The sequence below is a fragment of the Streptomyces sp. NPDC007346 genome (assembly GCF_040703535.1).
Taxonomy (GTDB): domain Bacteria; phylum Actinomycetota; class Actinomycetes; order Streptomycetales; family Streptomycetaceae; genus Streptomyces.
In genome coordinates this window covers 28606-41713 of record NZ_JBEYKR010000057.1, presented here as the reverse complement: position 1 = coordinate 41713, position 13108 = coordinate 28606, and the positions used below count along the sequence as shown (strand labels likewise).

Here is a 13108-nt window from a genome sequence, read left to right as displayed (position 1 = left end):
CCGTCCGCGCACATGGACTGGTACGGCGGCCCCACCGTCCTGGAGCACCTGGAAACGGTGCCGGTCAGCCACGACCTCACCGCCTGCCACGCCCGGTTCCCCGTGCAGTACGTGATCCGCCCGCAGACCGCCGAGCACCCCGACTACCGGGGGTACGCCGGTCAGATCGCCGCCGGGGTCTTCCGGGTCGGCGAGGCCGTCTCCGTACTGCCCTCGGGCCGCACCTCCACCATCGTGGGCATCGACGCGCTCGGCGAGAGCGTCGACATCGCCTGGGCGCCGCAGTCGGTGACGCTCCGGCTGGCCGACGACATCGACATCTCGCGCGGCGACCTGATCGCCCCCGCCGACGACGCCCCGCCGGCCACCCAGGACGTCGAGGCGACCGTCTGCCATGTGGCGGACCAGCCGCTCTCGGTGGGCCAGCGGGTGCTGCTCAAGCACACCACCCGTACGGTCAAGGCGATCGTCAAGGACATCCCGTCCCGGCTCACCCTGGACGACCTCTCCCAGCACCCGGCCCCCGGACAGCTCGTCGCCAACGACATCGGCCGGGTCGTCGTCCGCACCGCCGAGCCGCTCGCGCTGGACGCGTACGCCGACTCCCGGCGCACCGGCTCGTTCCTCCTGATCGACCCGGCGGACGGTACGACGCTGAGCGCCGGCATGGCGGGCGCCGCGTTCGCCGCGGCCCCGGAACCGGTCGTGGCCGACGACGACGCCGAATGGGACTTCTGACCGTGACCGACTTCTTCTCCACCTTCGCGAAGGAGGGCGGCCGGGTGGGCAGCGGCGTCCTCGGCAGCGGCCAGGGCGGGGTCGGGCGATGTGCGTGATGACGTACGCGCACCGCTTGCGCGCCCACCTGCACCACCCGCACCGTCCGAACCGCCGAAGACCTGCCGATCTCCCGGCCGCGCCCCCCTGACCACCAGCGGGACGCGAGCACCGGGCCAACGAGAGGAAAGCCTCCCGTGCCTGCCCCCCGTTCCGCCCTTCGCCGCTCCCTGGCCGCTGTCGCCGCGCTGCCGCTGCTGGCCCTGGCCGCCACCGCCTGCGGTTACGGCTCCGACGCCCAGGAGGACGACGCGAAGAAGGCGAACGTCTCCAGCGGGGAGAAGAAGCTCTCCGCCGACACCGTGAAGATCGGCTACTTCCCGAACCTCACGCACGCCACCGCCCTGGTCGGTATCCAGGAAGGCACCATCCAGAAGGAGCTGGGCGGCACCAAGGTCGAGTCCACGACCTTCAACGCCGGCCCCTCCGAGATCGAGGCGCTGAACGCCGGCTCGATCGACATCGGCTTCATCGGCCCCTCCCCCGCCATCAACGCCTACGTCAAGTCCCAGGGCAAGGGCCTGCGGATCGTGGCGGGTTCGGCCTCCGGCGGGGTGAAGCTGGTCGTCAACCCGGAGAAGATCAAGACTCTGGACGACCTCAAGGGCAAGCGGATCGCGACCCCGCAGATCGGCAACACGCAGGACGTGGCCTTCCTCAACTGGATCTCCGAGAAGGGCTGGAAGGTCGACCCGCAGAGCGGCAAGGGCGACGTCTCCGTGGTCCGCTCGGACAACAAGGTGACGCCCGACGCCTACAAGTCCGGTTCGCTGGACGGGGCGTGGGTTCCTGAGCCGACCGCTTCCAAGCTGGTCTCCGACGGCGCGAAGGTGCTCCTGGACGAGACGGACCTGTGGCCGGACAAGAAGTTCGTGATCACGCACATCATCGTGTCGCAGAAGTTCCTCGACAAGCACCCCGATGTCGTCGAGGCCGTGATCAAGGGCTCGGTCTCCACCAACAAGTGGATCAACGAGAACCCGGAAGAGGCCAAGGCGTCCGCCAACAAGGCGCTGGAGAAGCTGAGCGGCAAGCCGCTGCCGCAGGAGATCCTCGACCCGGCGTGGGAGTCCATCGAGATCACCGACGACCCGCTGGCCACCACGCTCAAGACGCAGTCGGAGTTCTCGGTGAAGGCCGGCCTGCTGGAGAACCCGCAGCTCGACGGGATCTACGACCTGGGCCCGCTCAACAAGATCCTGAAGGCCGACGGTCAGCCTGAGGTCGACGACGCCGGTCTCGGCGTCAAGTAGCCCGCTCATCCGCACCGGGATCCATCGGATTCCCAGGATTCCCAGGAGGTGACGACCATGGCGACCACCACCCTCACCAAGGCCGAGGACCGTACGACGGTCGAGCACGCCGCCCGTCTCGCGCACGTCTCGAAGTCCTTCGCCGGACCCACGGGGCAGCAGCTCGTCCTGGACGACATCACCCTCGATGTCGCTCCGGGTGAGTTCGTCACCCTCCTGGGAGCCTCCGGGTGCGGTAAGTCGACGCTGCTCAATCTGGTGGCCGGACTCGACCGCCCCTCCGCGGGGTCCATCGAGACCCCCGGCGGGCGGCCGGCCCTGATGTTCCAGGAGCACGCCCTCTTCCCGTGGCTGACCGCGGGCAAGAACATCGAACTGGCCCTGCGGCTGCGCGGGGTCCCCAAGTCGCAGCGCCGCGACGAGGCCGAGCGGCTGCTCGAACTCGTCCGTCTCGGCGGCGCGTACGGCAAGCGGGTGCACGAGCTGTCCGGTGGTATGCGCCAGCGGGTCGCGATGGCCCGCGCCCTGGCCCAGGACAGCCAACTGCTGCTGATGGACGAGCCGTTCGCGGCTCTGGACGCCATCACCCGCGATGTGCTGCACGACGAGCTGACCCGGATCTGGCGCGAGACGAACGCCTCGGTCCTCTTCGTCACGCACAACGTGCGCGAGGCCGTACGGCTCGCGCAGCGCGTCATCCTGCTCTCGTCCCGGCCGGGCCGGATCGCCCGGGAGTGGACGGTCGACATCGAGCAGCCGCGCCGCATCGAGGACACCGCCGTGGCGGAGCTGTCCGTCGAGATCACCGAAGAACTGCGTGGGGAGATCCGCCGACATGGCCAGCACTGACATCACGTCCGACCGGAAGCGGCCGGACGGACCGGCCGGTCCCGTCGACGCGAAGCCCGACGATCTGGCCGGCCTGGAGGCCGGGCTCGACGCCCTGGACGCGGTCCAGATCCGCCGCACCCCGGTCCGTGAGGTCCTGCAGAGCAAGGTGCTGCCGCCCGTCGTGGCGGTGGCGCTGGTGCTGATCGTCTGGGAGCTGCTGGTCCGCGCCGAGGTCACCGAGGTCTACAAGCTGCCGCCGCCGTCCGCGGTGTGGGACAGCGCCAAGGACATGTGGCTCAAGGGCACTCTGCTGGAGGTCGTCTGGACCAGCGTCTCGCGCGGTCTGCTCGGCTTCCTCCTGGCGGTGGCCATCGGTACGCCGCTGGGGCTGCTGGTCGCCCGGGTGAAGCTGGTCCGGGCCGCGATCGGGCCGATCCTGTCCGGGCTCCAGTCGCTGCCGTCGGTCGCGTGGGTGGCCCCGGCGGTCATCTGGCTCGGGCTGAACGACAGCATGATGTTCGCGGTGATCCTGCTGGGCGCGGTGCCCTCGATCGCCAACGGGCTGGTCTCGGGCGTGGACCAGGTGCCGCCGCTGTTCCTGCGGGCGGGCCGCACGCTGGGCGCGACCGGCGTCCGGGGGACCTGGCACATCGTGCTCCCGGCCGCGCTGCCCGGCTATCTGGCGGGGCTCAAGCAGGGCTGGGCGTTCTCCTGGCGCTCGCTGATGGCCGCCGAGATCATCGCCTCCTCCCCCGAACTGGGTCTGGGGCTCGGGCAGTTGCTGGAGAACGGCCGCAGCAACTTCGACATGCCCGGGGTCTTCCTCTCGATCCTGCTCATCCTGTTCGTCGGCATCGCGATCGACCTGCTGATCTTCAGTCCGCTGGAGCGGTGGGTACTGCGCAGCCGCGGCCTCCTCGTCAAGAACTGAGTCACGCCATGTCCCGTCCCGTCCTCCTCGTCATCGCCCACGGCAGCCGCGACCCACGGCACGCCGCGACCGTGCACGCCCTCACCGAACGGGTGCGGGCGCAGCGGCCGGGGCTGCGCGTGGAGACCGGGTTCCTGGAGTTCAACGCCCCTTCCGTGCCCCGGGTGCTGGAGCGCCTGGCCACGGAGGGGGCGGACGAGGTCATCGCCCTGCCGCTCCTGCTCACCCGGGCGTTCCACGCCAAGACCGACATCCCCTCGGTCCTGCGCGAGGCCCGCGCCCGGCTGCCACGGCTGCACATCCGCCAGGCCGACGTGCTCGGCCCGTCCCCGCTGCTCAACGCCACACTGGGGCGGCGGCTGCGGGAGGCCGGGGTCCGCTCCGGCGACCTCCCCCGGACCGGGCTCGTCCTGGCCTCGGCGGGATCCACAGACCCGGAGGCGATCGCAGTGATCGCTGAAATCGCGCGGGAGCTGCGGCACACCGGTTGGTGCGCCGTGCGGCCTGCGTTCGCCTCCGCTGCCCTTCCCCGCACCGAGGACGCGGTACGGGCCCTGCGCGCCGACGGGGTGCGCCGGGTGGCGGTCGCGCCGTACGTCATCGCCCCCGGCCGGCTCCCCGACCGCATCGCGGCGGGCGCCGAGGCCGCCGGGGCCGACGTACTGGCCGATGTCCTGGGCCCGGCCCCGGAGTTGGCCCGGCTGCTGCTGGACCGGTACGACGAGGCGCGGGCGCCGGTGGGGGCCTCGCTTTCGGCGTGAGGGCCCGGCAATCCGGACGGTCCGGGCAGCCCCGGCCGACCGGCCCTCAGTCGTAGGACAGGCCGCCCGTGCGGGCGCGCTTCAGTTCGAAGAAGCCCTGGTGGTTGGCGAGCACCCGGAAGCTGTCGAAGAGTTCGGCGGCCTCCTCGCCGCGCGGGATCGCGTTGAGAACCGGGCCGAACCAGACCGTGCCGTCGACGTGGATCGTCGGCGTGCCCACGTACGCGTCCTGCTCCGGGTCCTTGCCCGCGTCGTGGCCGCGGGTCACCTCGTCGTCGTACGCCGTGGAGTGCGCGGCCTCCGCCAGCTCGGCGGGCAGGCCCACTTCGGCCAGGGAGGCGGCGATCACGGCGTCGAAGTCCTCCTCCTTGCGCTGGTGGATGCGGGTGCCCAGCGCGGTGTAGAGGTCCCGCAGGACCCCGTCGCCGTGGGCGGCGGCCGCGGCGACGGCGACCCGGACCGGGCCGATCGACTTGTCGACCAACTCGCGGTACCAGGGGGCCAGTTCATTGCCCTGGTTGTGCAGGTACAGGCTCATGGGGCGGAAGCGCAGCTCGATGTCGCGCCGCTGCTCCACCTCCAGTATCCAGCGGGAGGCTATCCAGGCGAACGGGCAGGCCGGGTCGAAGAAGAAGTCGACGGCGGTGCGGGCGGGGACGGTGGTGGGGTGCTGCGTGGTCATGGATCTCACCCTAGGCAGCGATTGGCGTGTGCTCCTGGGCCAATCACGCACCGGTGCGGTGGGCCACTCGCCGCCGGCCGCCGGGCTCCCGGCCCCTTCAGGGGCGGGGTGCGGCGGCGCGGCTGCCGGACCAGGCGCGCCAGAGCGCCGCGTACGGGCCGTCGGCGGTGCGCAGTTCGTCGTGGGTGCCGCTCTCGACGACCCGGCCGGCCTCCAGCACCACGATCCGGTCGGCGGCGACGGCCTGGGTGAGCCGGTGGGCGACGATCAGGGCGGTGCGGCCGAAGAGGGCGGCCTCGGCGGAGCGTTCCAGGGTCCGGGCGCCCGCGCTGCCCGCCTCGGCGGTCGCCTCGTCGAGGACGGCGACCGGGGGGTCGGCCAGGACGAGCCGGGCGAGGGCGAGTTGCTGCGCGCGGGCGGGGTCGAGGCGGTGCCCGCCCTCCCCGACGACGGTGGCGAGCCCCTCGGGCAGTCCCTGGGCCCACTCCAGGGCGTGCACGGCGGCCAGGGCCGTGCGCAGGTCGGCGTCGGTGGCGTCGGGGCGGGCGAGGCGGAGGTCCTCGGCGAGGGTCCCGGTGAAGACGTGGACCTCCTGGGTGACCAGGACGACCGGGGGGCCTGCCGCGCTCGCCGCGACGGAGACCGTGCCGCCGGTGGGCTGCTGGACTCCGGCGACGAGCCGGGCGAGGGTGGACTTCCCGGCCCCGCTGGTCCCGACGAGGGCCACGTGTTCGCCCGCGCGGAGGGTGAGGGAGACCTCGTGGAGGACGGTGCGGCCGGGCCCGTAGGCGTGGCTGACCGCGTCGACGGTGACGGCCGCCTCGGGGCCGGTCCTCTGGTGCGGCAGGTCTACGACGCTCGCCTTGTGGCCTTCAACCGCCCCTGGGCCCGCGCTCCCCTCGGTGTCGGTCACCCCGACCAGCCGCGCCAGTCCGGCCGCCGCGGACTGGGCCTCGTCGAGCAGGACGAGGGCGGCGTTGACGGGTCCGAAGAGGCTGTGGAAGTAGAGGGCCGCGGCCGTCGCCGTACCGATCGAGACGGCCCCGTCGCCGACCAGGAGGAACCCGGTGATCAGTACGGCGGCCAGGCCGATGTACTCGGCGATGTGCAGCCGCGCGTAGAAGCCGAGCACCAGGTGGACGCTGCGCATGGTCAGCTCGACGGCCCTGTGCGAGCGCCGCGCGCTCTTCACGGTGTGCTGCTCCTCCAGCCGGTGGCCGCGTACGGTCGCCGCTCCGCCGATGGTCTCCAGGAGCTGTTGCTGCTGGGCCCCGTTGGCGACCCGCTGGTCGGCGTAGACCGTGACGGCCCGGCGTACGTACCAGCGGGCGGTGAGCGCCTGGACGGGTACGGCGAGCAGCGCGGCGAGGAGGAACCGTACGTCCAGCAGGGCCAGCGCGCCGAGGGTCAGCACGATCGCGAGGATGGAGCGGGCCATCTCGGGCAGGGCGGAGCGGACGGCCTCCGCGACCCGGGCGACGTCTCCGGTGACCCGGGCGGTGAGGTCGCCGGCCCCGGCGCGCTCCAGGCGGTCGGCGGGCAGGTGCAGGGCGCGTTCGACGAACTGTTCGCGCAGCCGGGCCAGTACGGTCTCGCCGAGCCGGGCGACCTGGGTCAGGCCGAGCGTGGTGGTGAGGCCCTGGACGACGGCGACCACCAGCAGGAGGACGACGGGCAGGGTGAGGGCGTCGGCGGGGCGGCCGTCGGCGACGATGTCGACGACGCGGCCGAGCAGCGGCTGCACGAGGAGCCCTACGGCGGTCGCGCAGACGAGGACGCCGAGGCCCAGGATCGCGCGGCCCCGGTCGGGGCGGATCAGGGTGCGCAGGGCGGCCCGGGTGCGGGCGCCGGTGGCGATGGGCAGCAGTTCGGCGCTGTCGTCCGCCGGGCCGGTGGGGGTGGTCATGTGAGTACCGCCGTGCGGTAGACGGGATGGTCGCGTACGAGGTCCTCGTGCGGGCCCTGGGCGGTGACGGTCCCGCCGTCGATGAGGACGACGCGGTCGGTGGCGGCGAGCAGGGCGGGGCTGCTGGTGACCAGGACCGTGGTGCGGCCGGTGCGGGCGCGGCGGATACCGGCGGCGATGCGGGCCTCGGTGGCGGCGTCGACGGCGGTGGTCGGGTCGTGCACGACGAGGACGGCGCGGTCGGCGGCGAGCGCGCGGGCCAGGGCGACGCGCTGGCGCTGGCCGCCGGAGAGGGAACTGCCGCGCTCGCCGATCCGCCCGGCGGTGCCGCCCGGCAGGGTGGCGGCGACCTCGTCGACGGCGGCGGCGTCCATGGCCGGGCGCGGGTCGGCTCCGGCGGGGGCGGCGGCCGTGACGTTGTCGAGGAGGGTGCCGTCGAAGAGCTGGGCGTCGTGCTCGGCCACCAGGAGCGCGGAGCGCAGGGCGGCGGGGGCCAGCTCGGTGACGGGGGTGCCGTCGAGTTCGACGCGTCCCCGGTCCGGGTCGCAGCGGCGGGCCAGGCAGTGCAGCAGGGTGGCCGCGTCGGCGGTGTCGGTGACGACGATGCCGAGGTGTTCGCCGGGCCGCACGGTGAGGTCGATCCCGTCGAGCCCGGCGTGGCCGAGGCCGCGCAGGCGCAGTTCGCCGGGGGTGGGGGCGGCGGGTTCCGCGGTGCCGCCGGTGGTCTCGCCGGGGGCGGCCAGTACGTCGGCGATGCGGGCGGCGGAGGCGCGGGCCCTGGCGAGTTCGACGCCGACCCAGGCCAGTACGGCGATCGGGCCGGGGAGGAAGAGGGCGAGGCCGACGGCGGAGACGAGGGCGCCGAGGCCGATGGAGCCGCTGAGCACCAGGCGCCCGCCGACGAGGGCGACCAGGGCGATGAAGGCGCCGGTGAGGGTGAGCATCAGGCCGGTCTGGAGGGCGGCGGCGCGGGCGGCGCGCACGTTGGCCTCGCGGGAGGCCTGGCTGGTGGCCCGGTAGCGGGTGACGGCGGCGCGCTCGGCCCGCAGGCCCTTGAGCACGCGGACCCCGGCGACCAGGTCGGCGGCGACCCCGGAGGCGTGGGCGGCGCGCTCCTGCTCGGCCCCGCTGCGGTGTTCCAGGGGGCGGGCGAGGAAGTGGCCGAGCGCCATCAGGAGCGGGGCGCCGATCAGGACGAGGAGGCCCAGGGGGACGGAGGCGCGGAGCAGGAGGACCGCGCCCGCGACGACGCCGACGACGGCGGCGATGCCGAGGGTGAGGGCCATATTGAAGGCGCCGACGCGCCGGGCGTCCTCGGTGGCCACGTTGACCAGGGCCCCGGGGGGCCGCCCGGCCTCGGCGCCGCCGTGCGGGGCGAGGACCCGGCCTACGACGTCGAGCCGCAGCCGGTGCGCGGCCTGCTCGGCGGCTCGCTCACCGGCCCGCGCGCCGAAGCGGAAGCCGTAGGAGAGCATGGCGTAGACGGCGGCGAGGACGACCAGCCAGGCGGCGAGCGCTCCCCCGTCGGGGCGGACCACGGCCCGGTCGACGATCAGGCCGATGAGTACGGGGACGAGCGCCTCGCCGGTCTGGTGGGCGGCGCCCAGCAGCGAACCGACGACGACGTCCCGGCGCTGCCCTGTGACGGCGCGGCGGATGACACCGCGCCCGGACGTGTCAGCCCCCACTCACCTGCTCCTCAGCGTGTACCGGACCGGAGCGGTGCGGCGACTTCCGGCCACCCGTCTCCAGCCAAACGGAGGCAAGGCTAGCCTGCGCTCCTCGCGGCCGACCCTCCGGCCCCCCACACGCTCCCCGGCCCCCGCACGTCGACCCGCCGCCCGCCGGAACGCCCCCGCCGCCCGCCCGCCGGAACGGATCAGGCCTCCCCGGCCGGGTCGTCGGTGAACGGGGTCGCCTGGTGGAAGTAGAGCCGCCATCCCTCCCCGGTCAGCCGCCACAGGGAGCTGCGGTGCGAGCGCAGCCCCCTGGACTCCGTGTCGAAGGTGAGGTGCACCAGGTCCGGGCAGAGCTCCGCGCCCCGCATCCGGGACGCGGTCAGGGGGCCGGGGCTGGGGGCGCCGTCGGCGGTGAGCGCCTCGATGACCGACTCCCGGTCCCGGAGCCGTCCGCCGGTGCCGATCTCCCGGAACTCGGGGTGCAGCAGGGAAGCGAGGAGATCCGCGGAGGCGCGTACCACCGGGTCCAGCAGGCGCAGTTCGCCTTCGATGGCCGCGGCCACGGCAGGCGACGGCTCAGACACGGGTCATCTCCACGAGTTTCGCCACGGTGTTCCAGTTGCGGGTGGTGGCGGTGAGGCCCGTGGTCAGCCGGGGGCGCGCCAGCGCTTCGGCCAGCTTGGAGCGGCCGAGTCCCTCGGGGGCGTACAGATAGAGGCAGCGGTCACCGAGCTCGTAGGCCTCGGGCAGGTAGGCCTGCGCGTCGAGCGCGGCGAAGCGTCCGCTCTCCACGGGCCGGTCGAAGTAGGTGACGTGGAGCTGCTTGCCCTCCAACTCGGCGGCGGGGTAGGGGCAGGCGTCGGCGACGGCCGCGAGGTAGGCCCCGCTGCGGACCACGCAGCTGACGGAGAACCCGAACCGCTCGTGGAGCGCCTTCTCCAGGGCGGCGGCGAGCGCCCCCTCGTCCTCGTCGGCGCTGCGGAAGACGGCGTTGCCGCTCTGCAGGTGGGTGGCGATGTCGGTGTGCCCCAGTTCCCCCAGCACGGTGCGCAGTTCCGGCATCGGAACCCTCTTGTGGCCACTCACGTTGATCCCGCGCAACAGCGCCGCGTACGTCGTCGTCATGGCCCCCCACACTAGAGCGATCCTTCCTCCCGCGCGCAGCCGCCGCGCCCCGTGGGGGAGGGCGCGGCGGCGGCTGTGCGCGAGGTGTTCCGGGCGGTGGCGGAGGTGGGGCGCCACCGCCCGGGACCGGGGTGCTACTCGACGATCTTGAGGAGCTTGTTCGGCGTGCCCGGCGTCGCATTGGAGATGGCGTCCGGGGTGGCTCCCTCGGTCAGCGCCGTGGCGACGTCCTCCGGGGTGGCGTCCTGGTTGCCCGCCAGGTAGACGGCGGCCGCGCCGACGACGTGCGGGGTGGCCATGGACGTACCGGAGATGGTGTTGGTGCCGGTGTCACTGTCGTTCCAGGTGGACGTGATGTCCGAGCCCGGGGCGTAGATGTCCACGAGGGAACCGTAGTTGGAGAACGAGGACTGCTGGTCGTCCACCGTGGACGAGGCCACGGTGATCGCCTCGGGGACACGGGCGGGCGAGCCCTGGCCGGCGTCCCGGGACTCGTTGCCGGCGGCCACACCGAAGGTGATACCGGCGGCGATGGCCTTCTGGACGGCCGCGTCGAGGGCCGGGTCGGCTCCGCCGCCGAGGCTCATGTTGGCGACGGACGGGCCGGAGGCGTTGGCGGCGACCCAGTCGATGCCGGCGATGACCTGCTCGGTGGTGCCCGAACCGCTGTCGTCCAGGACGCGGACGGCGACGATCTTGGCCTTCTTGGCGACTCCGTGCGAGGCGCCGGCGATGGTGCCCGCCACGTGGGTGCCGTGCCCGTTGCCGTCGTCGGCGTCGTCGTCGTTGTCCACGGCGTCGAAGCCCGAGGTGGCGCGGCCCTCGAAGTCCTCGTGGGTGACGCGGACCCCGGTGTCGATGACGTACGCCGTGACGCCCTCACCGGCGGTGTCGGGGTAGATGTACGCGTTGTCGCCCGCGGTCTCGCTCTGGTCGACGCGGTCCAGACCCCACGACGGGGGGTTGTCCTGGGTGGCGTCGATGCTGAACTTCTTGTTCTGCACCACCTTGGCGACGGACGGGTCGGCGGCCAGGCGCTTGGCCTCCGTCTCCGAAAGGCCGCTGGCGGAGAAGCCGTTGATGCTGGAGGAATAGTTGCGCTGGAGCTTGCCGCCGTACTGCTCGGCGAGCTTGGACTTGTCCGCCTTCTCGCCCAGCATGACGATGTAGCTGCCGGCGACGGCGGTCTCGGCGTCCGCGCCGTAGACCGTGCCCATGGGAGCCGGCGAGGCTCCGGCGAACGAGGTTCCGAAGAGGGTTACTCCGGCTGCGGCTGCCACGGCGGTGATCGCGGCAGTCAGCTTGGTCCGGCGGGTGGTGCGCTGGTGCTTGGTCATGAAGAGGGGTCTCCTCGTCAATCTCTGTGGGGGGATTGACCTCCGGCCGGAAGTGCTCCGGGGGTTGGCTCGAAACCCTGACCGATTGACGGGCACAGATCAAGACCCCCTTGCAGCTGTGACTTACTCAACAAGGTTTCGTAACAAGGAATCAGCCATGGCGCCTCACGGCGGGCGACCGGCGTCGACGCGCGGAGACAGCCCCGGACCGGCGGGCCCGGCGGAAGATACGCGTACGGCAAAACACCAGCTCACAGGCGTTGTTGGGCTTCTCGCGCCACCGCACACAGCCCCCGCGCGCACCCGGTGTCGACGCCGTAGGCCACACGCGCGTAGGCGTGAAGACATGTGAACGGGCGTGAAGAAGTGCGCAAGATGGGTGAAGTCCCCTGCCGGAGGCGTGGAGTCACCCAGGGGTGCGTGCAGATGCAACGACCACCGGCACCGCACGGACGGGCGCCCCGCCCCGCACGACCGCGCTGTACGGAGGTGCGGGACGGAGCGCAGAACGTCCGGATACCAGTCCGGCCGATCCGCTCAGAGCGACAGTTCGGCCTCGATGAGATCGGCCGCCCGGGGCGTGCCGCCCTCCCTCGCCATCTGTTCCCGCAGCCGGGCGGACCGCTCGGCCACCTCCGGGTCGTCGACCAGGGCGAGCACGGCTTCGCGCAGCGTCGCGGCGTCGGCCTCCTCCATCGGGACGTGCCGGGCCACGCCGAGCCCCTGGAGCATGTCGGCGTTGCCGAACTGGTCGACGGCCTGCGGCACGGCCACCATCGGCGTCCCCGTGGCGAGCCCCTCCTGACTGCCGCCCGCCCCGGCGTGGGTGATGAACGCGTCGGCCTGCTTCAGCACCGACAACTGCGGGACCCACGCGTGCACTTCCACGTTCGCCGGTACGTCACCGAGCTCGGCCGGATCGACATGCGCGCCGATCTGGAGCACCACGTGCCAGCCGGGAAGCCCTCCGAAGGCCGCGACGCACTCCCGGTAGAAGGCGGGCTGCTTGGTGTACGAGGAGCCGAGCGAGACCAGGAGCACCTTCTCGGCCCCGGCCGGGCGCTGCCACTCCCCCTGGTCGGCGCGGTCCCCGTGGCAGGCGCCGACGAAGGTGTACATCCCGTGGTCGACCCGGTCCGCGTTGGGCTGGAGCGCCTGCGGGATCAGGACGAGGCCGCGGCGCGGGCGCGCCACGAAGTCGTCGCTGGGGACATGGCCGAGGCCGTTGTCGGCGAGCCAGCTCGCGAAGCGGGCGTAGTACGCCTTGCCGCGCTCGGTCTGCTTCAGCTCGGCGGTCGCCGGCTCGCCGACCTCCTCCTCGTACCCCTCCCAGGGCACCAGGTTGGGCCAGAGGGAGACGGCGGGGACGCCCCAGCGGTGGGCGAGGACACGGGCGGGATAGGAGGTGATGTCGTGCAGGACGAGGTCGGGCTCGTCGCCCTCGAAGGCGGCGGCGAGCTGCGGGAGCGCCTGGATGGCGTCGTCGAGGAAGGGTTCGATGTTGTCGATCAGCTCGGTGCCCCAGGCCTCGGGGTCGTCGTCCGTCGGCAGGGTCGAGGTGTAGAGCACCGGCTCGGCGCCGGTGGCCGCGACCTTGTCGGCGAGCGGGGCGGGGATGGCGTAGCTGACACGGTGCCCACGGTTGACGAGCTCCCGGATGACCTCCAGGCTCGGGTTCACATGTCCGTGGGCGGCGATGGAGAACATGGCGATGTGGGCACGCGGTGATTCCGTCATGACCCCCACCGTAGGCGAGACGATACGTA

Annotated in this window: 11 protein-coding genes and 1 pseudogene; 5 read left to right on the top strand and 7 right to left on the bottom strand. The window is 72.9% G+C overall.

Annotation, left to right across the window (positions count from 1 at the left end):
- From AB0917_RS17255 to AB0917_RS17235, 5 genes and pseudogenes are all read left to right on the top strand, one after another.
- Nucleotides 1–738 (top strand): annotated as a pseudogene (locus AB0917_RS17255) (hypothetical protein); the annotation flags it as partial.
- Between the two features lie 236 nt (nt 739–974).
- On the top strand, nt 975–2090 hold the full coding sequence (locus AB0917_RS17250) for an aliphatic sulfonate ABC transporter substrate-binding protein (RefSeq protein WP_366820378.1): 1116 nt from the start codon (nt 975–977) through the stop codon (nt 2088–2090).
- 57 nt (nt 2091–2147) lie between these two features.
- The gene (locus AB0917_RS17245; RefSeq protein WP_366820377.1) at nt 2148–2939 is read left to right on the top strand and encodes an ABC transporter ATP-binding protein; all 792 of its coding nucleotides are present in this window, start codon (nt 2148–2150) and stop codon (nt 2937–2939) included.
- Complete coding sequence (locus AB0917_RS17240; protein ID WP_366820376.1) at nt 2926–3852, top strand: ABC transporter permease; 927 nt, start codon at nt 2926–2928, stop codon at nt 3850–3852. The genes AB0917_RS17245 and AB0917_RS17240 overlap by 14 nt, the downstream gene beginning before the upstream one ends.
- A gap of 8 nt (nt 3853–3860) precedes the next feature.
- Nucleotides 3861–4613: a sirohydrochlorin chelatase gene (locus AB0917_RS17235; RefSeq protein ID WP_366820375.1), complete on the top strand. Its 753-nt coding sequence runs from the start codon at nt 3861–3863 to the stop codon at nt 4611–4613.
- 46 nt (nt 4614–4659) lie between these two features.
- On the opposite strand, the gene AB0917_RS17230 is transcribed toward AB0917_RS17235, so the two are convergent.
- The 7 genes from AB0917_RS17230 to mgt all read right to left on the bottom strand — a co-directional run bounded on the left by AB0917_RS17230 (nt 4660) and on the right by mgt (nt 13079).
- On the bottom strand, nt 4660–5295 hold the full coding sequence (locus AB0917_RS17230) for a DsbA family protein (protein WP_366820374.1): 636 nt from the start codon (nt 5293–5295) through the stop codon (nt 4660–4662).
- Between the two features lie 97 nt (nt 5296–5392).
- Complete coding sequence (locus AB0917_RS17225; RefSeq protein WP_366820373.1) at nt 5393–7201, bottom strand: ABC transporter ATP-binding protein; 1809 nt, start codon at nt 7199–7201, stop codon at nt 5393–5395.
- A complete protein-coding gene (locus AB0917_RS17220) occupies nt 7198–8889 on the bottom strand; it encodes an ABC transporter ATP-binding protein (RefSeq protein WP_366820372.1) in 1692 nt (563 codons plus the stop codon). The genes AB0917_RS17225 and AB0917_RS17220 overlap by 4 nt, the downstream gene beginning before the upstream one ends.
- A 191-nt stretch (nt 8890–9080) precedes the next feature.
- On the bottom strand, nt 9081–9464 hold the full coding sequence (locus AB0917_RS17215; protein ID WP_366820371.1) for a nuclear transport factor 2 family protein: 384 nt from the start codon (nt 9462–9464) through the stop codon (nt 9081–9083).
- A complete protein-coding gene (locus tag AB0917_RS17210; protein WP_366820370.1) occupies nt 9457–10005 on the bottom strand; it encodes a DUF1697 domain-containing protein in 549 nt (182 codons plus the stop codon). The genes AB0917_RS17215 and AB0917_RS17210 overlap by 8 nt, the downstream gene beginning before the upstream one ends.
- Nucleotides 10006–10139: 134 nt before the next feature.
- Nucleotides 10140–11342 carry a S8 family peptidase gene (locus AB0917_RS17205; RefSeq protein ID WP_366820369.1) on the bottom strand — a complete coding sequence of 401 codons (1203 nt, stop codon included), beginning with the start codon at nt 11340–11342 and terminating at the stop codon, nt 10140–10142.
- A 537-nt stretch (nt 11343–11879) separates the two neighbouring features.
- A complete protein-coding gene (gene mgt, locus AB0917_RS17200) occupies nt 11880–13079 on the bottom strand; it encodes a macrolide-inactivating glycosyltransferase (protein WP_366820367.1) in 1200 nt (399 codons plus the stop codon).
- Nucleotides 13080–13108 lie beyond the last annotated feature (29 nt).